This is a genomic window from Acidovorax sp. IB03 (assembly GCF_016406015.1).
Lineage (GTDB): Bacteria > Pseudomonadota > Gammaproteobacteria > Burkholderiales > Burkholderiaceae_C > Acidovorax > Acidovorax temperans.
In genome coordinates this window covers 1-18,030 of the sequence record NZ_JAEFCH010000031.1, presented here as the reverse complement: position 1 = coordinate 18,030, position 18,030 = coordinate 1, and the positions used below count along the sequence as shown (strand labels likewise).

At 65.4% G+C, this 18,030-nt stretch carries 22 protein-coding genes and 1 pseudogene; 17 read left to right on the top strand and 6 right to left on the bottom strand.

What is annotated here, in order from left to right; translation table 11 throughout:
- The first annotated feature begins 1 nt into the window (after position 1).
- From bioF to IHV84_RS15225, 8 genes and pseudogenes are all read left to right on the top strand, one after another.
- On the top strand, positions 2 to 1,243 hold the full coding sequence (gene bioF / locus IHV84_RS15260) for an 8-amino-7-oxononanoate synthase (protein WP_198847490.1): 1,242 nt from the start codon (positions 2 to 4) through the stop codon (positions 1,241 to 1,243).
- Positions 1,240 to 1,953: a dethiobiotin synthase gene (gene bioD, locus IHV84_RS15255; protein ID WP_198847489.1), complete on the top strand. Its 714-nt coding sequence runs from the start codon at positions 1,240 to 1,242 to the stop codon at positions 1,951 to 1,953. Before bioF ends, bioD begins: the two co-directional genes overlap by 4 nt.
- Positions 1,954 to 2,090: 137 nt before the next feature.
- Positions 2,091 to 2,411 carry a DUF2322 family protein gene (locus tag IHV84_RS15250; protein ID WP_198847488.1) on the top strand — a complete coding sequence of 107 codons (321 nt, stop codon included), beginning with the start codon at positions 2,091 to 2,093 and terminating at the stop codon, positions 2,409 to 2,411.
- A 128-nt stretch (positions 2,412 to 2,539) separates the two neighbouring features.
- Positions 2,540 to 2,999 (top strand): annotated as a pseudogene (locus IHV84_RS15245) (SRPBCC family protein).
- A gap of 141 nt (positions 3,000 to 3,140) precedes the next feature.
- Positions 3,141 to 3,389: a hypothetical protein gene (locus IHV84_RS15240; RefSeq protein ID WP_066696127.1), complete on the top strand. Its 249-nt coding sequence runs from the start codon at positions 3,141 to 3,143 to the stop codon at positions 3,387 to 3,389.
- Positions 3,390 to 3,502: 113 nt separating this feature from the next.
- Positions 3,503 to 4,381, top strand: coding sequence for a peptidoglycan DD-metalloendopeptidase family protein (locus tag IHV84_RS15235; protein WP_198847487.1), 879 nt, complete (start codon positions 3,503 to 3,505; stop codon positions 4,379 to 4,381).
- A gap of 89 nt (positions 4,382 to 4,470) precedes the next feature.
- Entirely contained in the window at positions 4,471 to 4,707 is a 237-nt protein-coding gene (locus IHV84_RS15230) for a hypothetical protein (protein WP_233100049.1), read from the top strand.
- Positions 4,708 to 4,734: 27 nt separating this feature from the next.
- Positions 4,735 to 5,406, top strand: coding sequence for a pseudouridine synthase (locus IHV84_RS15225; protein WP_198847486.1), 672 nt, complete (start codon positions 4,735 to 4,737; stop codon positions 5,404 to 5,406).
- 98 nt (positions 5,407 to 5,504) lie between these two features.
- Here IHV84_RS15225 and IHV84_RS15220 read toward each other — a convergent pair whose 3' ends face one another.
- The 3 genes from IHV84_RS15220 to IHV84_RS15210 form a co-directional block, all read right to left on the bottom strand.
- Positions 5,505 to 5,876: a hypothetical protein gene (locus tag IHV84_RS15220; protein WP_198847485.1), complete on the bottom strand. Its 372-nt coding sequence runs from the start codon at positions 5,874 to 5,876 to the stop codon at positions 5,505 to 5,507.
- A gap of 66 nt (positions 5,877 to 5,942) precedes the next feature.
- Positions 5,943 to 6,362: a hypothetical protein gene (locus IHV84_RS15215; RefSeq protein WP_198847484.1), complete on the bottom strand. Its 420-nt coding sequence runs from the start codon at positions 6,360 to 6,362 to the stop codon at positions 5,943 to 5,945.
- Between the two features lie 108 nt (positions 6,363 to 6,470).
- Entirely contained in the window at positions 6,471 to 7,049 is a 579-nt protein-coding gene (locus IHV84_RS15210; RefSeq protein ID WP_198847514.1) for a DUF2242 domain-containing protein, read from the bottom strand.
- Positions 7,050 to 7,264: 215 nt separating this feature from the next.
- Here IHV84_RS15210 and IHV84_RS15205 point away from each other — a divergent pair, with 215 nt between their 5' ends.
- Together IHV84_RS15205 and IHV84_RS15200 are read left to right on the top strand one after the other, a co-directional pair.
- Positions 7,265 to 7,699: a thermonuclease family protein gene (locus tag IHV84_RS15205; RefSeq protein ID WP_370541300.1), complete on the top strand. Its 435-nt coding sequence runs from the start codon at positions 7,265 to 7,267 to the stop codon at positions 7,697 to 7,699.
- A gap of 102 nt (positions 7,700 to 7,801) precedes the next feature.
- Complete coding sequence (locus IHV84_RS15200; RefSeq protein WP_370541299.1) at positions 7,802 to 9,073, top strand: MFS transporter; 1,272 nt, start codon at positions 7,802 to 7,804, stop codon at positions 9,071 to 9,073.
- Between the two features lie 45 nt (positions 9,074 to 9,118).
- Here IHV84_RS15200 and ispF read toward each other — a convergent pair whose 3' ends face one another.
- Both ispF and IHV84_RS15190 read right to left on the bottom strand, forming a co-directional pair.
- On the bottom strand, positions 9,119 to 9,598 hold the full coding sequence (gene ispF / locus IHV84_RS15195; protein ID WP_044397526.1) for a 2-C-methyl-D-erythritol 2,4-cyclodiphosphate synthase: 480 nt from the start codon (positions 9,596 to 9,598) through the stop codon (positions 9,119 to 9,121).
- Between the two features lie 75 nt (positions 9,599 to 9,673).
- The gene (locus IHV84_RS15190) at positions 9,674 to 10,504 is read right to left on the bottom strand and encodes a 2-C-methyl-D-erythritol 4-phosphate cytidylyltransferase (protein WP_198847481.1); all 831 of its coding nucleotides are present in this window, start codon (positions 10,502 to 10,504) and stop codon (positions 9,674 to 9,676) included.
- A gap of 98 nt (positions 10,505 to 10,602) precedes the next feature.
- On the opposite strand from IHV84_RS15190, the gene mfd reads away from it, so the two are divergent.
- From mfd to serB, 4 genes are all read left to right on the top strand, one after another.
- Positions 10,603 to 14,076, top strand: coding sequence for a transcription-repair coupling factor (gene mfd, locus IHV84_RS15185; RefSeq protein ID WP_198847480.1), 3,474 nt, complete (start codon positions 10,603 to 10,605; stop codon positions 14,074 to 14,076).
- A gap of 36 nt (positions 14,077 to 14,112) precedes the next feature.
- Positions 14,113 to 14,769: a hypothetical protein gene (locus IHV84_RS15180; RefSeq protein ID WP_198847479.1), complete on the top strand. Its 657-nt coding sequence runs from the start codon at positions 14,113 to 14,115 to the stop codon at positions 14,767 to 14,769.
- 99 nt (positions 14,770 to 14,868) lie between these two features.
- Positions 14,869 to 15,054, top strand: coding sequence for a DUF3149 domain-containing protein (locus IHV84_RS15175; protein WP_066789441.1), 186 nt, complete (start codon positions 14,869 to 14,871; stop codon positions 15,052 to 15,054).
- A gap of 261 nt (positions 15,055 to 15,315) precedes the next feature.
- Positions 15,316 to 16,032, top strand: coding sequence for a phosphoserine phosphatase SerB (serB, locus tag IHV84_RS15170; RefSeq protein WP_198847478.1), 717 nt, complete (start codon positions 15,316 to 15,318; stop codon positions 16,030 to 16,032).
- A gap of 159 nt (positions 16,033 to 16,191) precedes the next feature.
- Here serB and IHV84_RS15165 read toward each other — a convergent pair whose 3' ends face one another.
- Entirely contained in the window at positions 16,192 to 16,680 is a 489-nt protein-coding gene (locus tag IHV84_RS15165) for an Rrf2 family transcriptional regulator (protein WP_198847477.1), read from the bottom strand.
- Positions 16,681 to 16,773: 93 nt separating this feature from the next.
- Between IHV84_RS15165 and ytfE the strand changes: the two genes are divergently transcribed.
- The 3 genes from ytfE to IHV84_RS15150 all read left to right on the top strand — a co-directional run.
- Positions 16,774 to 17,499, top strand: coding sequence for an iron-sulfur cluster repair protein YtfE (gene ytfE / locus IHV84_RS15160; protein WP_044397540.1), 726 nt, complete (start codon positions 16,774 to 16,776; stop codon positions 17,497 to 17,499).
- Between the two features lie 18 nt (positions 17,500 to 17,517).
- On the top strand, positions 17,518 to 17,769 hold the full coding sequence (locus tag IHV84_RS15155) for a group III truncated hemoglobin (RefSeq protein ID WP_370541298.1): 252 nt from the start codon (positions 17,518 to 17,520) through the stop codon (positions 17,767 to 17,769).
- A partial coding sequence (locus IHV84_RS15150; RefSeq protein WP_198847476.1) for a transposase occupies positions 17,766 to 18,030 on the top strand: 265 nt, incomplete at its 3' end. The genes IHV84_RS15155 and IHV84_RS15150, both read left to right, overlap by 4 nt.

The window sequence follows — 18,030 nt, the reverse complement described above, 5'->3', positions numbered from 1 at the left end:
CATGCTGCTTGACCACCTGAACCACCAGCTTGCGGCCATCGCCGCACGCCACCAGACCCGCAGCCTGCGCATGGCCCACAGCCCCACCGGACCGCGCCAGAGGGTGCGCGATGCGCAGGCCAGCCCGGGGGATGAGCGGGAGTTGCTCATGTTCTGCTCCAACGACTACCTGGGCCTGGCCGGCCACCCCGCGCTGGCCCAGGCCCTGGCCGAGGGTGCCGCGCACTGGGCTGGCGGCTCGGGCGCGTCGCACCTCATCAGCGGCCACACCGCCGCCCACGAGGCGCTGGAGGCCACGCTGGCCGGCTGGTACGCGCCCCACATCCCGCAGGCCCGGTGCCTCACCTTCAGCACGGGCTACATGGCCAACCTGGCCGTGACCACCGCGTTGGGCGACGCCGAGGCCGAGTTCTTCTCAGACGCGCTCAACCACGCCTCGCTGATCGACGGCATGCGCCTGGCCAAGGCCCCCGTGCAGCGCTACCCGCACGCCGACCTCGCCACCCTGGCCGCCCAGCTCGCCGCCAGTACGGCGCGCATCAAGCTCATCGTGACCGACGGCGTCTTCAGCATGGATGGCGACATCGCCCCGCTGCCCGCGCTGCTGCGCCTGGCCGAGGCCCATGACGCCTGGCTGGTGGTGGACGACGCCCACGGCTTTGGCGTGCTGGGCGAGCGCGGGCGCGGTGTGCTGGAACACTTTGGCCTGTGCAGCGAACGGCTGATCCTGGTCGGCACCCTGGGCAAGGCGGCCGGCCTGGCCGGGGCTTTCGTCGTGGCGCACGCCACCATCGCGCAGTACCTGCTGCAGGCCGCACGCACCTACATCTTCACCACCGCCTCGCTGCCCGCCGTGGCCCACGCCTTGTGCACCAGCCTGGCGCTGATCGAGGGAGCCGAAGGCCAGGCACGGCGCCAGCAACTGCAAGCATTGCAGGCCCGGCTGCGCGCCGGCGTGCAGGCGCTCATGGCGCGCCGACCTGACTTGGGCTGGCGGCTGGCCGATTCCGACACCCCCGTGCAACCGCTGATCGTGGGCGACAACGCCGCCGTGATGGCGCTGGCCGCGCGGCTTGATGCGGCGGGCCTGCGCGTTCCCGGCATCCGCCCGCCCACCGTGCCCGAAGGTGAGGCACGCCTGCGCATCACCCTGTGTGCGAGCCACACCGAGGCCGATGTGGACGCGCTGCTGCATGCGCTGCAAAACACCCTGACAAGCGACCTGGAGACCGCCACACCATGACCCGTGCCTTCTTTGTCACCGGCACCGACACCGAGATCGGCAAGACCACCATCACCGCCGCGCTCACGCACTGGGCAGCCCAGGCCGGGCGGCGCAGCGTGGCTGTCAAGCCCGTGGCGGCCGGCCAGGAGGCCGTGAGCGGCCCCGCAGGACTGCACTGGGTCAATGAGGATGTGGCCCGCCTGCAAGCGGCCAGTAACCTCCCCGACCTGAGCGATGCCGATGTGGGCCCACTGCAGCTGCGCACCCCCTGCGCGCCGCACATCGCCGCCGCACTGGAGGGGGTGAGCATCGACCGCACCGCTCTGCTGAGCGCAGTGCGCGCCACGCTGGCGCGGGCGGAGGTCGGCTTTGTGGAAGGCGTGGGCGGCTTCTGCGTGCCGCTCACCGCCGACTGGGACACCGCCGACCTCGCCGCCGAGCTGGCCTTGCCCGTGGTGCTGGTGGTGGGCCTGCGCCTGGGCTGCATCAACCACGCCCTGCTCACCGCCCAGGCGATTCGTGCGCGCGGGCTGGCGCTGGCCGGCTGGGTGGGCAACACCGTGGACGCCACCCAACCCCACCAGGCCGACAACCTGACGGCGCTGGCCGACCGGCTGAACGCCCCCTGCTGGGGCGTGGTACCACGCCTGGGCGGCTCTGCGCCGGGCGCGGCAGACGTGGCAAGCCACCTGAACACCGCCGAGCTGCACACGGCCTTGCTGGCCTGAGCCATTCGAAAATTCACAAAATTTGGCTCTAGCGCTTATCCACAAGCGCAAGCAGCTATCAAAACAGAAGCAAGCCTTTCTCCCGCCACCCCTTCCGTTGCGGTATGGTCGCGGGTTTTCTCACTGCACCACACACCATGAACTTTGCCAGCCGCCTCCAGCAACTGCCTTCCATCGCCCACCTTTCCGCCCTGCATGTGTTGGGCGCCGACAACCAACCTACCGCCACGCTAGAAAACAAGCCCGGTCAAGCGGGTTCGCTGGCCGTGTACCACGCGCTGGCTGCCCTGTATGGCGGCCGCATCACCCCTGCTGCCGCCAGCCTGGGCCTGGAGTGGTATGCCGAACACACGGCCGACGCCCACGCCAACCCCGGCAAGCACCCCAACATTGATCGCCTGGTGCAGTGGGCGCAAGGCAGCACCAGCTACGAAGTGCGCCTGCAGGCTGCCGCGTAAAACCATCCCTTTCGCAACGCGATGTAAATGTTATGCAGCCACGCGGCTGCGCCATTTACAGCGCCAGGGGCACAGATCATGATGGGCGCCCATTCTTCGTTGCCTGCATCCCTTGTTCTGGAGCCCCCATGCCCGCCAACTCGTCTGCCCCCGGCACCGTCACGCTGCACCGCGTTCTGCGCGCACCGCCTGCGCTTGTACCGCGCCTTTCTGGACCCCGACGCCATGGCCAAATGGCTACCGCCGCACGGTTTCACCGGCCGCGTGCTCGAGCTGGATGCGCGCGTAGGCGGGCGCTACCGCATGCAGTTTTGCAACCTTGCCACCGGACAAGTGCACGCGTTTGGGGGGGAGTACCTGGAACTGGTGCCCCATGAGCGCATCGTCCACACCGACCGGTTTGACAACGCCCACTTGCCCGGCGAGATGCGTACCACCGTCACCTTCAAGCCCGTCTCCGTGGGCACCGAGCTGAAGGTAGTGCAAGAAGGCATTCCGGCCATGATTCCTGCCGAGGCCTGCTACCTGGGGTGGCAGGAGTCGCTGCTGCTGCTCGCCCAACCGGCCGAGGCCGCCATACCGGACTAATGCGGGGGTTGTGCCGGCCCTGGCCCGCGCTCATCCATTCGCTCCTCTTTTGATAGCTGTCGGCGCTTATTACCCGTACACCAAGGCCATTTTTCATTCAAACTCGGTTACCCTTGGCACCTTACTCTTTAGGAATGCACCATGAAAAAACTCAACGTCACCATCCAGCTTGAAATGTCCGTGCCCGACGATTGGAGCCTGGTGGAAACGTCTGAAGGCACGCCCGTGCTCCAGCTGCCCGACGGCACGTTCATGGACCTGGCCATCGAGCCCCTGTTTGCCACCAACCCCGAAGAGACCTGGAGCAGCACCGACGACGATGACGTGCTGAACGATGTGCTGGACATGGTGGACAGCGAATCCGTCACGTACGAATTCACACCCGTCTGACGCGGAGCTGCCAGCCGACCAGCCAGCCAGCAACTCACTTCAAATTTGATAGCTGCCAGCGCTTATAGAATAAGCGCTGGCAGCTATTTTTCTTTCAAACACCGCCCCCTTCCATGCCGCACTTGAACCGCCGCCACCTGCTCGCGTCCCTCACCCTGGCATCGTTGCCCAGCATTGGTCTGGCTGCCAAGCAGCGGCCCGCGCCCGCAGGTGTTTGGCCGCGCGCGTTGGCAGTGCCGGGCGGCGTGGCGCGGCTGTCGCTGGGCCCCGCAGCGCAACGGCCCCGCGTGCAGGTGCGCCAGGGCGATGCGGATGTGCCCGTGCTGGTGGTGGGCGACGCCATCGAGTGGACGGCCGTGCTGGGCATTCCACTGGCCGCCCCCACGGGCGACGCCCATGTGACGGTGCTGCCCGCAGCGGCCGAAGGGCAGGCACGGCAGGTTCACTACACCGTGGCCCCCAAGCGGTATGCGGAGCAGCAACTCACCGTCTCGCCCCGCACGGTAGACCTGTCGCCCCAAGACCAGGCCCGCTATGAGCGCGAACGCGACCACCAGGCCCGCATCATGGCCACCTGGAGCGAACCCGCAGGCGGCGCCCTGCCGTCCCTGCACATGCGCCAGCCCACACCGGGGCGGCGCTCCAGCTCGTTCGGCCTGCGGCGGGTGTTCAACGGGCAGGCCCGCAATCCGCACAGCGGCATGGACATCGCAGCCCCCACCGGCACGCCCATCGTGGCGCCGCTGCCGGGCACCGTGATCGACACGGGCGACTATTTTTTCAACGGCGGCACGGTGTGGCTGGACCATGGCCACGGCGTGCTCACCATGTATTGCCACCTGAGCAGCATCGACGTGCAGGTGGGCGACACCCTGAGCGCGGGCGACGCCTTCTGCAAGGTGGGCGCCACCGGCCGCGTGACCGGGCCGCACCTGCACTGGGGCGTGATGCTCAACCGCACCATGGTGGACCCTGCCCTGTTCATGGACTGACCGGGGCTGGAGCACAATCCGCCCCTCACGCTTGGAAAGGCTGGTGCTTTAGCCCCTGCCCCACGCAACTCACATCTTTGGTCTGCCCCATGCGCTTCACCCTGCTTTCTACCCGCCTGCATCCTGTTCCACGGGTTCGTCCAGCGCTGGGCGCCCTGGCCTGTGCGGTGGCCCTGCTGTGCTCTGGCTGCGCCGTGGTGGCTGTGGCCGATGCAGCCGTTACGGTGGTGAGCACCACGGTGAAAGTGGGTGCGACCGTGGTGGGCACCACGGTAGACGTAGGCGCCGCCAGTGTGCGAGCCGTGGTGGGCAAAGACGAAGAATGACGCGAGCCGCTGCCGCCACAACGCCCCATGACCCCACCCAGCCCCCGCCCCAAGCTCACCCGCCCCAGGCCTGCGGTGGCGCAGCCCACCGGCAAGGCAGCGACCACGCGGGCAGGCGTGCGCAGACCGGTAGCCGAACGCATCGCGCCCGAAGACGCGCTGCTGATCTGCTTTTACAAACCCTACGGCGTGCTCAGCCAGTTCACGCCCGAGGGCAAGTGGCAAGGGCTCAAGGATTACATCGACCTGCCCGGCGTGTATGTGGCCGGGCGGCTGGACGCGGACAGCGAAGGCCTGCTGCTGCTGACCAACGACGGCAAGCTGCAAGCGCAGATTGCAGACCCGCGCTTCAAGATGGAGAAGACTTACTGGGTGCAGGTGGAGGGCACGCCCGACGAAGCTGCCATGGCTGCCCTGCGCCTGGGCGTGGTGCTGAATGACGGGCCTACCCTGCCCGCCCGTGCACGCCTGTTGAACCCGCCACCCGATGTGGGCGAACGCGTGCCCCCGATCCGTGAGCGCAAGTCCATCCCCACGTCGTGGCTGGAGCTGGTGATCCGCGAGGGCCGCAACCGCCAGGTGCGCCGCATGACGGCAGCGGTGGGCTACCCCACCCTGCGCCTGGTCAGGGCGGCCATGGGGCCGTATTCACTGGAAGGGCTTGCGCCCGGCCTGTGGAAACAGGTGAACGCGCGGTAGCCAACGCCCGGCTGCTAATTTGCAGCCACGCTTGCAAGAGTGTGCCTGCGGGGTATGCGGCTTCAGTTCCGAACCGTCAAATCAGCTCCATCAAGCTATCAAGCAAACACGTTGACGTAAAGCCCCGTGCTGGAGGCCCCGGCCACGCGTCCGTCTGCCCTGAGCAGCGCAGAGTCCGACGGTGGGGATGCCAGCGTCACCCCCGGGAGCGTGGCGGCAGGACGCGATGCTGCATCAGTGGCCGCAGCCAAGCTGCCACGCGCCCGGTTGGCACGCTGGTCGGCGCTGGCGGATTGGGTGCGGAGGTCGTCAGCGCGGGCTTGTTCCTGGTCTGCGCTGCGCTGGGCGGCCTGCGCCTGGCTTTGCAGCGCGCGCGCCGTTTGCTCGGCCTGCTGCGCTTCGCGCCGAGCACTCTGCACAGCCAAGGAGGTATTGGCGGCAGGGGCCACACTGCGAACGGCGGAAACCATGGCGAACTCCTGGCGCTTGGGGGTGGTGCTGGGGGTGAACCTGCGGTGTGCGGTAGCGCGGCTGCGTCAGCCAGCGGCCGACATGCTGTCCACACCCTGGTAGGCCCAGCGGGCCTGCGCACCCAGGGCCCCCGCTACTTCGGTGGCAGTGGATTGGGCCGTGGCCCTGCGATTGGCCTCAGCAGCTGCATCAGTCTCGGCAGCTTGGCGCGCCTGCATGGCGTCGCTGGTCTGCCGGGCCGTCATGCGATCCTGGTCTTGCGTGTCTTGTGCCTGTCGCACCTCTTGCGTCTGCCGGGCCGAAAGCTCTTGCGCGCGGCGGCTGAAGGTGGCGGTGGTTTCACCGGCGTCGCTGGAGGGGCTGGCCGCATTGCCGGGCTGTGCGGCGGCTTCGCGGCGGGCGTTGCCCGCAGACTGAACGGCGGTGGTGGCAGTCAGCGGGCCGTATCGGGTGGCGGCATCGGCGCGGGGCTGAACAGATTCCATGGCTGCCTCCTGTTGCAGTGCATAAAAGTCAAATGGTCATGCAACCGCGCACAAAAGTAAAGGCTGCAGCCATTCAGACCCAGCCCATGGGGGTTCACAGCCCGGGCATCAGCCCCCGCTGGACGATGCCTCAGGCGGCAGTTCATCGGCCGCCAGGTAGCGCTTGATCAGGTCAAAGAAGCTGTCGTAGAAGACATCGGAGGCGATGGTTTCGCTACCCACCTTGACCAACGAATCGCTGCTGGCCGCTATGGGCAACGACACGGACCCCAGGGCCCCCACGCCCAGGCTGGCGGAGTTGTTGGTCTTGCGCAGGGCATAGCTGTCCTGCAAGGCCGTCACAAACCCGAGGCTCACTTTGCCGCTGGGGCTGTCAGGTACGCACACCACGCGAATGACCATCTGCAAGTGGGTTTCTGGGCTGGGCTGGAAGCTCTTCTTCCCCTCCACCATCTCGGCCGTGGTGGTGTTGATCAGGTAGCCCTGGCTGAGCAAAGCGCGGCGTGAGGCTTCGCACGTCTGCGCAGGGGTGGCGTCAAACAGGCGCGAATAGGTGGCCACCGAGCCAAACTTCTCCTGCGGGCCGTAAAACACTGGCACGCTGCCGGTGGTGGCGCAACCAGCCAGCAAGGTCACCGCACACAGGGCGATGGCGCTCATCACCCGGCGCCCGATGGGCAGGGGCATGGCCCCGGCACGCGAGGCGCTTGAAAACTGGTTCAAATCTGTGTTCTCCGACAAGACTGGAAAGGTAGTGAAAGGGTAGCCGGTTTTTCTGGCCACTTTGTGAACTGCGAGCGTAAAGAACTGTAGCCCACCATGCGCCGCCGAGCGGGATCACCGTATAGTGGCGCCCCTTTTGGTTCCATTGCGCCACGGTTTGTTCCCGCGCGCCTTTGCTCGTGTCTCTCACTGTCATGTTCTGCCTGGTTGTTGCCATCAGCGATGGCGACACCCTCACCGCCCGCTGCGGCGCACCGGGTGCCTACCGCCCCATCAAGGTACGCGTCGCCGCCATTGATGCACCCGAAACCAAACAGGCGTTTGGCACCCGATCAAAACAACACCTGGCGCATTTGTGCTTTCGGCAAAAGGCCCGGCTGCAGCCCCTGACGCGGGACGATTACGGCCGCACCGTGGCCAATGTGCAGTGTGCGGGCAAAGATGTGGCAGCCACCCAGGTTGCCGCAGGCATGGCCTGGGTCTACACGCCCTACACCCAGCAACATCCCCAGCTGCAGCCGTTGCAGCAGCGCGCGCGATCTCAACGTCTGGGGCTTTGGTCGCAAAAGCGCCCTCTGGCGCCATGGACTTATCGGCAACGGCACCGGGGCTAAGGCGCCAGCAGTCAATGCGGCCAACCCTTGCGCGCTCCTGCGCCAGGCCAGGCGTTAGCATCCTCCTCCCCTCTCTGCGGGCCTCGGGGCCCGCCCAGCAACGTGACTCGCACCAACCCAGCCCTAGCTGCCAAGCCGTCCACCAGCATCTACCGCCACCCAGGCTTTCTGGCATTCATCAGCGCACGGCTCATGGCGGTGTTTGCCACCCAGATACAGGCCGTGGTGGTGGCCTGGCAGGTGTATGACCTGACCCGAGACCCACTCGCACTCGCATACGTAGGGTTGGCGCAGTTTTTACCCATGCTGTGCCTGCTGCTGCCAGCCGGGGATTTGGTCGACCGTTTCAACCGCAAAGCCATCCTGGCCAGCAGCTGGGCGGTGGGAGCCGTGTGCGGCGGCGCACTGTGGTGGCTTTCAGGCCTCACCACCGCAGGCGTGGCAGGGGTGACGGGCATATATGCCGTGCTGGTGTTGTTTGGCTGCTCGCGGGCGTTCTCTGGGCCCGCACTGCAAAGCCTGCTGCCGCAAGTCGTGCCGCGCGAACAGCTGGCCGCTGCCATTGCCGCCAACAGCATGCTCATGCGCGCGGCCAGCATTGGCGGACCCTTGCTGGGTGGGGTGCTGTATGCGCTGGGCGGGGGCCGGTTGACCTATGCCTTGTGCTTTGTGTGCTTTGCGCTGGGCACCGTGCTGCTGTCACGCGTCGTCACCCTGCAGGCCCGCAATGCAGCGGCGGCCACGGGCACCATGTGGGAACGGTTTGGCGCAGGTATTCGTTTCATCCGCTCACGCCCCATCATCCTGGGCACCATTTCGCTGGATCTTTTTGCGGTGCTGCTGGGCGGTGTGGTGGCCTTGCTGCCCATCTACGCCAGCGAAGTGCTGCACGTAGGCCCGGCGGGGCTGGGTGCGCTGCGCAGTGCCCTGGCGGTGGGTGAAGTGGGTGCGGGCCTGTACCTCAGCATGCGCCCCTTCAACCGCAAGGTGGGGCGCACCATGTTTGTGGCGGTGGCAGTGTTTGGGCTGGCCAACCTGCTGTTTGCGGTGTCCACCTGGTTCTGGCTGTCGTTCGCGGCCTTGCTGGTGGCGGTCGCTGCCGACATGGTCAGCGTCTACATCCGCGGTGCGCTGGTGCAGTTCTCCACGCCCGACCATATGCGGGGCCGCGTGAACGCGGTCAACATGCTGTTCATTGGCTCATCCAATGAGCTGGGTGAGTTCCGCGCCGGCACCAGCGCCGCCTGGCTAGGCGTCGTGCCCGCCGCCGTGCTGGGTGGGCTGTGCACGCCGGGCGTGGTGGGGGGATGGACCCTGGGCTTCAAACAACTGCGCACGGTAGACCGGTTTGAAGAAGCCGCGAACGCGCACTGAAGTATTGCGCGCCAAGGCGGGCGGCTCGGCCCGTTAAAAGCACTGTCAGGCGCGGTAGATCAGCGCAGCGGCACGCGCTTCCATGGCCAGCCCCTGCCCCACCGGGCCCAGGCGCTCTGCGGTCTTGGCTTTCACGTTGACCTGATCAGGTTGCACACCCAGTGCCTGCGCAATGCAGGCGCGCATGCCAGGAATGTGCGCCGCCAAACGCGGCGCTTGGGCCACCACGGTGCTGTCGATGTTGCCAATCTCGTAGCCAGCCGCACGCACCCGGCGGGCTGCTTCAGCCAGCAGCACGGACGAATCTGCGCCACGGAAGGTGGGGTCGGTGTCTGGAAAATGCGTGCCAATGTCACCCAGGCCGGCCGCGCCCAAAAGGGCATCGGTGATGGCGTGCAGCAGCACATCGGCATCTGAGTGGCCCAGAAGGCCCATGCTGTGCTCAATCACCACGCCACCAATCACCAAGCGGCGACCGGGCACCAGTGCGTGCACGTCCCATCCTTCACCAATCCGGAAATTCATCGCTTCACCTTCTGCCTGCGTAGAGGCAACCTGTTTCAAAAATCGTTCGCAAGAAGTTTGTGGAGCAGCCCAGGCTCAGCCGCCCAGGGTGGGCGCCACTCGCCCGCCGCCAAAACGCTCCAGCGTCGTGCCATGCCCGCGCTGGGCCAGCACCGCGCTGGCCAAGGCAAAGTCGTCGGGGTAGGTCACCTTGAAGTTTTGCGCCCCCCCGGGCACCAGCCGAGGGTGCAGCCCCATCGCTTCCATCGCGCTGGCCTCATCGGTTGCAGCAGGGCCAATGCGCTCGATGGCGGCCATCAGTGGCCCGATGCGGAACATCTGCGGGGTTTGGGCCAGCCATTTGTCGCTGCGGTCCACCGTGGTGGCCACGCGCACGCCGCCTGGGCCATCAATCGAGGTTTTCAGCGTGTCGGCCAGCTTGTGGGCGAGCAGACCACCCACGCCATCGGTCGCGCAGGTGTCAATCAAGGTGTCGATCTGCGCCGAGGTGATGAGGCAGCGGGCCGCATCGTGCACCAGCACCCAGTCCTGTGGCTGCGCGCCGCGCGCCAGCAGCGCCTTCAATCCTCCCAGCACCGTATCGGCCCGGGTAGGGCCGCCGCACTCCACCCTGAAGAAAGAGGGATGGGCATAGGCGTCCAGAAAATGGTCGCCCGCCGCCACCGCCACCAGCGTGCCCAACAAACGGCTGACACCAGAAAATGCGGCCAGGGTGTGCAGCACCATGGGCTGACCCGCGACCAAGTGGTACTGCTTGGGCAGCGAGGGTGCGGGCGCCGTGCCCGCTGCGGGCGCAGCCACCGCGCGCAGCCCCATGCCTGCGCAGGGCACCAGGCCCCAAAAACGGCCATGGGCCGACAAAGGAGCAGGATCAGAAGGGGTGGAGGGCAGGAGCGCAGCGGTCATGAGGAGAGCATTCTAAAATCCCCACTCCCCCGCCCCGCCCAGCCCGTGCGCGCTTCGCGCCCCAGGGGGTGCTGCGGGGCTGACGACACCGTCTCCGCATGGAACTGCCAAAACTCACCCCTGGTAAACGCTTCTCCCTGCCCCGCCCCGTGGGCAGCGCCGATTCCCTGCTGTTGGCCCGCCTGGCCGAGCGTGACAAAGCCTCTCACCGCACCACGGCCATCATCGCCGCCGACGCTGCCGACGCGCAGCGCCTCATCGACGAGATGGCCTTCTTTGCGCCCGGCCTGCGCTGCGCGCTGTTCCCCGACTGGGAGACGCTGCCCTACGACACATTCAGCCCGCACCAGGACCTGATCAGCGAGCGGCTGGCCACACTGTGGCGCATCTCGCAAGGTGAAGCCGATGTGGTGCTGGTACCCGCCACGACTGCGCTGTACCGCTTGGCACCCCCCTCGTTCTTGGCCGGCTACACCTTCCACTTCAAGACGAAGCAAAAGCTGGACGAAGCCAAGTTCAAGGCCCAGCTCACGCTGGCCGGGTACAGCCATGTATCGCAGGTGGTAAGCCCTGGCGAATACGCGGTGCGCGGTGGGCTGATCGACCTGTTCCCCATGGGCTCGCTCGTGCCATTCCGCGTAGACCTGTTCGACGATGAGATCGACAGCATCCGAACCTTCGACCCCGACAGCCAGCGCAGCCTGTACCCCGTGCCCGAGGTGCGCCTGCTGCCCGGCCGCGAGTTCCCCATGGACGACGAGGCGCGCGCCAAATTCCGCAGCCGCTGGCGCGAGATGCTGGAGGGCGACCCGACCAAGAGCCGCATCTACAAGGACATGGGCGCGGGCGTGGCCACGGCGGGGATCGAGTACTACCTGCCGCTGTTCTTCGACGACACGGCCACGGTGTTCGACTATCTGGGAGACGAAGCCACGGTGGTGCTGCACGGCGACCTGGAACCAGCCTTCCAGCGCTTCTGGCAGGACACCAAGGACCGCTTCCGCCTGGTGCAGGGCGACCCTGAACGGCCAGTGCTGCCGCCCGAGGCGTTGTTCCTGTCGGCCGACCAGTTCTACACCCGCGCCAAGGAACATGCCCAGTTGTCCATCCGACCCGGCGTGGAGGATGTGGATGACAACCCGCACTTCCAGAAACTCGGCGACCTGTCGGTAGTGCGCGGTGCGGAAGACCCGCTGGCCCGCCTGCACGCCCACATCCGCAACACGCAGCACCGCGTGCTGCTGCTGGCCGAGAGCGATGGCCGGCGCGAGAGCCTGCTCGACTTCCTGCGCGCCAGCGGGGTGAACCCTCCGGCCTTCGATTCGCTGGCCGAGTTCCAGGGCACCGCCGACGAAAAGGTGGGCATCGCCACCGCCGGTCTCACCGTGGGCTTTAGCTGGATCGAGGACGGTATCGACTTCGTCACCGAGACCGAGCTGTTTGCCGCCGGCCCCACCACGCGCCGGCGCAAGAAGCAGGAACAGGTGAGCGATGTCGAGGCGCTGATCAAGGACCTGGCCGAGCTGAACGTGGGAGACCCGGTGGTCCACAGCCAGCACGGCATCGGCCGCTACCGGGGCCTGGTCAACATGGACGTGGGCAACAAGAACCCCGATGGCTCGCCCGCCATGCAGGAGTTTTTGCACCTGGAATATGCCGACAAGGCCGTGCTGTATGTGCCCGTGAGCCAGCTGCAGCTCATCAGTCGCTACACCGGCGTGAGCGCCGACGAGGCGCCGCTGCACAAGCTGGGCAGCGGCCAGTGGGAAAAGGCCAAACGCAAGGCTGCCGAGCAGGTGCGTGACAGCGCGGCCGAGCTGCTCAACATCTACGCCCGGCGTGCGGCGCGCGAAGGCCATGCCTTCCGCTACAGCCCGCAGGACTATGAGACCTTTGCCAACGACTTCGGCTTTGAAGAAACGGCCGACCAGAACGCCGCCATCCACGCGGTGATCCAGGACATGATCAGCCCCCGCCCCATGGACCGCCTGGTCTGCGGCGACGTGGGCTTTGGCAAGACCGAGGTCGCCCTGCGCGCGGCCTTCGTGGCCGTCACGGGCGGCAAGCAGGTGGCCTTCCTCGCGCCCACCACGCTGCTGGCCGAGCAGCACTACCAGACGCTGGTAGACCGCTTCAGCAAGTGGCCGGTGAAGATTGCCGAGGTCTCGCGCTTCCGCTCCGGCAAGGAGATCACCGCCGCCATCAAAGGAATTGGCGACGGCACGGTGGACATCGTGGTGGGCACACACAAGCTTCTCAGTGAATCCACCAAGTTCCACAACCTGGGCCTGCTCATCATCGACGAGGAGCACCGCTTTGGCGTGCGCCACAAGGAGCAGATGAAGGCCCTGCGCGCCGAGGTGGACGTGCTCACCCTCACCGCAACCCCCATCCCACGCACGCTGGGCATGGCGCTGGAAGGGCTGCGCGACCTGTCGGTGATCGCCACCGCGCCGCAGCGGCGCCTGGCGATCAAGACCTTTGTGCGCAACGAAGGCACGGGCGTGATCCGCGAGGCGGTGCTGCGCGAACTGAAGCGCGGCGGGCAGGTCTACTTCCTGCACAACGAGGTGGAGACCATCGAGAACCGCCGCCAGAAGCTCGAAGAAATCTTGCCCGAGGCGCGTATTGCCGTGGCCCACGGCCAGATGCCCGAGCGCGAGCTGGAGCGCGTGATGCGCGACTTCGTGGCCCAGCGCTACAACATCCTGCTGTGCTCAACCATCATCGAGACCGGCATCGACGTGCCCACGGCCAACACCATCATCATGAGCCGCGCCGACAAGTTTGGCCTGGCGCAGCTGCACCAGCTGCGCGGCCGCGTGGGCCGCAGCCACCACCAGGCGTATGCCTACCTCATGGTGCCCGACGTGGAAGGCCTGACCAAGCAGGCGCAGCAGCGGCTCGAAGCCATCCAGCAGATGGAGGAACTGGGCAGCGGCTTCTACCTGGCCATGCACGACCTGGAGATCCGCGGCGCGGGCGAAGTGCTGGGCGAGAACCAGAGCGGCAACATGCTCGAAGTGGGCTTTCAGCTCTACAACGAGATGCTGAACGAGGCCGTCAAGGCGCTCAAGGCGGGCAAGGAGCCCGACCTGCTCAGCCCCCTGTCGGTCACCACCGACATCAACCTGCACGCCCCCGCCCTGCTGCCCGACGACTACTGCGGCGACGTGCACCTGCGCTTGTCGTTCTACAAGAAGCTGGCCACGGCCAAGACGCCCGACCAGATCGACGGCTTGCTCGAAGAGATCGTGGACCGCTTTGGCAAACTGCCGCCGCAGGCCCAGACCCTCATCGACGTGCACCGCCTGCGCGTACTGAGCCAGCCTTACGGCGTGGTGAAGGTGGATGCGGCGCCGGGCGTGATCAACATCACCTTCAAGCCCCAGCCGCCGATTGATCCGATGCGCATCATCGAGCTCATCCAGAAGAACAAGCACATCAAGCTGGCGGGCAACGAGAAGCTGCGCATCGAGCGCGAGTTGAAAGAGCCGAAGGATCGGGCACAACTGGTGCGCGATATCTTGCGCGGGCTCGGGCAGCCGCTGGCCCAACCCGCCCTCGGATAAACGCCACGCCCTCGGCAACACCGCGCCAGGAACGCTATGGAACTTGAAGCTTGTCTGATCGCGGTGGCCTTGGCCATTTCGCTGTGGCTGCGCCCCTGGCGCATGCTGAGCCGTCAGGCGCTGGAGAAAGACGGGCCCAGCGAGCCCTCCCCGCTCGTGACGCCGCTGCTGGCTACACTGGTGGTGCTGCCCTGGCTGTGGGCGCTGCCCACACTGCATCGCATGCCGCTGCAGTTGCAATGGTCTGGTGCCTGCCTGGTGGTGCTGATGCTGGGGTGGCCGCTGGCCATACCGGCCTTGGTGGCCGTGGGCGGCATTGCGGCCGTGCTTTCGCCTTCGCTCGACTGGGCTGACGCCGTGGGCACGATTGCCTGGCAAGGGGTTGTGCCTGCCAGCTTGGCGCTGGCATTGGGTGCAGTCATCCGGCGCCTGATCGGCACACAGCCCTTTGTCTACGTGCTGGGTCGCGCCTTTCTCGGCACGGCCGTGTGCTTGTTTTTGGCAAACGTGCTGGGGCAGTGGAGCGGACATTCGCTCCCAGGCGTGGAAGGGGACCTGTCGCTGGTCGCACGCTGGCTCATGGCCTGGGGCGACGCGTTCGTCACGGGCATGTTGACGGCGATCTTTGTGGCGTTCAAGCCCGAGTGGCTGGCCACATGGTCGGATCGTTTGTACTTGCGCAAACCCGATTGAAGCCGACCGCCGTGGCTGGTGGATTCTTGACATAGCGCAAGCCGCCCACGCCTCTGGGGCACGATAGTGGGATATCCATTCAAGAAAGAGGGTTTCCCCATGAAATTGCTGAACGACCTTTTCTCTACCGACTACGGCCTGATGAGCATCATCGGCATTGGATTCATGCTGTGCATGGCTGCGTTCTTCGTGCGCATGTTTGTGGTGAAGATGAACGAGCCACCAGCGCCCAACCCCGCACAGGTCGGCAAGGGCAACCGAGAAGGACAGACGTCCACGCGCTGAGCTGATTTGAGAGGCGCCTGCAGTGATGGCGCTTTAGGCGCAAGCGTTTGCTTCTATTTTGATAGCTGCTTGCGCTTTATGTATGCGCCTTAGGGCCTTTTTTCTCTTTAAACGCTGCAGCCAGCCGCTATTGACGTGGGCTGGCTGAGCGTGCGCTTACAAAGCGATGCGCCTTGTGCCCAAGGTCTGCGGCACAGAGGCAGCCCTTTGCCACAGGGCTACCATTGCGGTTTTCCATTTCCGTCTAGCCGCAGTTTTTTCATGACACAAGCCACCGAACTGGCCCCAGGCCTCGTTGTCCAGGGCATTCAAGCGCCGCTCTCACTGTACCATTTCAAGCTGATTGCTTTTGACATGGACTCGACGCTCATCAACATCGAATGCGTGGATGAAATTGCGGATGCCGCTGGCCGAAAGGCAGAAGTGGCCGCCATCACCGAAGCAGCGATGCAAGGACTGATCACCGACTACAAGGAAAGCCTGCGCCAGCGCGTCGCCCTGCTCAAAGGGGTGACGGTGAGCCATCTGGAGCATGTGTTCACCGAACGGCTGCGCTTCAACCCCGGAGCCAAAGAGCTGATCACCGCCGCGAAAGCCGCCGGACTCACCACGCTGCTGGTATCGGGCGGCTTCACCTTCTTTGCCGATCGCGTTCGCGCGGGCCTGGGCATCGACTTCGCCCGCTCCAACATGCTGGAAGTGGACAACGGTCAGCTGACTGGTCGCATGGTGGACCAGGCCTGGGGCGACATTTGCGATGGCGCCGAAAAGCGCCGCACCCTGCTGGAGCTGGCATCGCTGATGGGCATCTCCCCCAAGCAGGCCATTGCTGTGGGCGACGGTGCCAACGACCTGCCCATGATGGGCGTCGCCGGTCTTTCAGTGGCTTACCACGCCAAACCCACCGTGCGTGCGCAAGCCCATGTGGCCATCAACCAGGGTGGCCTGGACCGCTTGCTGGAAGTGGTGACTCCGTAACCTCCTTCGGAAAAGGTTCGGCAACGGACCTTTTCGAACACACACAAAATAGCCGATCCGCTCGGCCCCACATCGCAGCGCTGCCCTGTCTGGGCAGTATTCAATGCAGTTGCGATAGGCCCGACCAAGCCTCGGGCCACCTCAAGCACGCTCACCGGATCATTTCACCGCCAGGCCAGACGCAGGCTTGGCGCTGCGCCGGGGATGCTGAACCAGCGGCAACACCTCCATGGTGGACGCGGGCGCATCCACCAAATCCGCCAGGGTCACGCCATCCAGCACCGCCAGGTAAGCGTTGATGGCTGCCCCCAAGGCACCCTTGAGCCGGCAGTTGTCACTCAAGCGGCAACGGTTCACCCGGGGGTCAAAGCACTCGACCAGGTGAAAGTCGGTTTCGGTCTGGCGCACCACGGCGCCCAGGTTGATCTCGCTGGGCGGCTTCATCAGGCGCATGCCGCCTCCTCTGCCCCTCGTTGTCTCGAGCAAGCCCTGGGCGGCAAGCTCTTGCACAATCTTCATCAGGTGGCTGCGCGAGATGCCATAGCCCTCAGCCACTTCAGTGATCGTCACAGGTTGTTCACGGCCCTGCGTAGCCGCGCAATACATCAGTACACGCAAGGTGTAGTCAGTCCATTGGGTAAGGCGCATGGCGTTGTTCCTGGCTCGAATTAAAAGATGCTTGCAACATGAATTTTATTGAATAAAATATTCATACCAAATGAATCTTTAAGGAAGACCCCCATGAATGCCCGCCTGCAAGACACCCAACCCGCTTTGAGCGCAGAGCAAGCCATCGGTCAGATCGCTGTGGAGCTGCCGGGTTCCACCGCCGTTTTTCGCCGTTTGAAGCTGGACTTTTGCTGCGGCGGCCAGATCAGCCTGCGCGAGGCGGCTGCACAGAAATCGCTGGACGTGGACGCCATCCTGGCCGAGCTGTCGCAACTGCAGCGCAGCACCAACCTGCCTGGCATTACCTCGCCTGCCGAACTGGTAGACCACATCCTGGCCCGCTACCACGAAGTGCATCGCGCGCAGCTTCCAGAACTGATTCGCATGGCGCGCCGAGTGGAAGCCGTGCACCGCGACAACCCCGAGGTGCCAGCGGGCCTGGCCGATACGCTGGAAGCCATGCACGAAGAGCTGCTGTCGCACATGGAGAAGGAAGAAACCATTCTGTTCCCCATGCTGAAGACCGGCGGCAATGCCTTCGTGGTGCACCCTATTGGCATGATGCGTGCCGAGCATGTGGACCATGGCGAGGCGCTCGACAAGCTCAACGCCCTGACCAACGATGCCACGCCCCCCCAGGGCGCGTGCAACACTTGGCGCGCCCTGTATGCCGGCATCGCCCAGCTCAACGATGACCTGATCAATCATATCCACCTGGAAAACAACGTGCTTTTCCCTCAGTTTGAGGCGTCTTCCAAGGCCGGGGGTTGCGGTACGTCAGCATGTAGCTGCAGCTGATCGCTCACACTGTGCGCCATGCAAGCCAACCTGACCTATCACACCCCCACTGTTGAGAGCATTTCCGAGTTGGTGCACGCGTTTTATGCCGATGTGCGACAAGACGCGCTGCTGGGCCCGGTGTTTGACGAGGCCCTGAACGGCCAGTGGGACGAGCACTTGCACAGGTTGGTGGATTTTTGGAGCACAGTGCTGCTGGGCAGTCGCAGCTTTAAGGCAATGCTGATCAAGGTCCACCGTTGTCGCTTCTCAAACGTTATCCGCAGATGAAGCAGCAGACCCTGGCAATGGCCGCAGATCAAAACAACGGATTCGAGCAGTCGCGCAAGCCCACCCGACGTGAAGAGTTCTTGCGGACCATGGAGACAATAGTGCCTTGGGCCGCCCTGTGCCAGGTGATAGAGCCGCACTACCCCAAGGCCGGCAACGGCCGTCCGCCCATTGGGTTGGAGCGCATGCTGCGCATCCATTTTCTTCAGCACTGGTTCAACCTGGCCGATCTGGCGTGCGAGGAGGCTCTGTATGACAGTG

Coding starts and splice junctions, on each gene's coding strand:
- bioF (WP_198847490.1), top strand. CDS start 2: ATGCTGCTTGACCACCTGAACCACCAGCTTGCGGCCATCGCCGCACGC.
- bioD (WP_198847489.1), top strand. CDS start 1,240: ATGACCCGTGCCTTCTTTGTCACCGGCACCGACACCGAGATCGGCAAG.
- IHV84_RS15250 (WP_198847488.1), top strand. CDS start 2,091: ATGAACTTTGCCAGCCGCCTCCAGCAACTGCCTTCCATCGCCCACCTT.
- IHV84_RS15240 (WP_066696127.1), top strand. CDS start 3,141: ATGAAAAAACTCAACGTCACCATCCAGCTTGAAATGTCCGTGCCCGAC.
- IHV84_RS15235 (WP_198847487.1), top strand. CDS start 3,503: ATGCCGCACTTGAACCGCCGCCACCTGCTCGCGTCCCTCACCCTGGCA.
- IHV84_RS15230 (WP_233100049.1), top strand. CDS start 4,471: ATGCGCTTCACCCTGCTTTCTACCCGCCTGCATCCTGTTCCACGGGTT.
- IHV84_RS15225 (WP_198847486.1), top strand. CDS start 4,735: ATGACCCCACCCAGCCCCCGCCCCAAGCTCACCCGCCCCAGGCCTGCG.
- IHV84_RS15220 (WP_198847485.1), bottom strand. CDS start 5,876: ATGGTTTCCGCCGTTCGCAGTGTGGCCCCTGCCGCCAATACCTCCTTG.
- IHV84_RS15215 (WP_198847484.1), bottom strand. CDS start 6,362: ATGGAATCTGTTCAGCCCCGCGCCGATGCCGCCACCCGATACGGCCCG.
- IHV84_RS15210 (WP_198847514.1), bottom strand. CDS start 7,049: ATGCCCCTGCCCATCGGGCGCCGGGTGATGAGCGCCATCGCCCTGTGT.
- ispF (WP_044397526.1), bottom strand. CDS start 9,598: ATGAATTTCCGGATTGGTGAAGGATGGGACGTGCACGCACTGGTGCCC.
- IHV84_RS15190 (WP_198847481.1), bottom strand. CDS start 10,504: ATGACCGCTGCGCTCCTGCCCTCCACCCCTTCTGATCCTGCTCCTTTG.
- mfd (WP_198847480.1), top strand. CDS start 10,603: ATGGAACTGCCAAAACTCACCCCTGGTAAACGCTTCTCCCTGCCCCGC.
- IHV84_RS15180 (WP_198847479.1), top strand. CDS start 14,113: ATGGAACTTGAAGCTTGTCTGATCGCGGTGGCCTTGGCCATTTCGCTG.
- IHV84_RS15175 (WP_066789441.1), top strand. CDS start 14,869: ATGAAATTGCTGAACGACCTTTTCTCTACCGACTACGGCCTGATGAGC.
- serB (WP_198847478.1), top strand. CDS start 15,316: ATGACACAAGCCACCGAACTGGCCCCAGGCCTCGTTGTCCAGGGCATT.
- IHV84_RS15165 (WP_198847477.1), bottom strand. CDS start 16,680: ATGCGCCTTACCCAATGGACTGACTACACCTTGCGTGTACTGATGTAT.
- ytfE (WP_044397540.1), top strand. CDS start 16,774: ATGAATGCCCGCCTGCAAGACACCCAACCCGCTTTGAGCGCAGAGCAA.
- IHV84_RS15155 (WP_370541298.1), top strand. CDS start 17,518: ATGCAAGCCAACCTGACCTATCACACCCCCACTGTTGAGAGCATTTCC.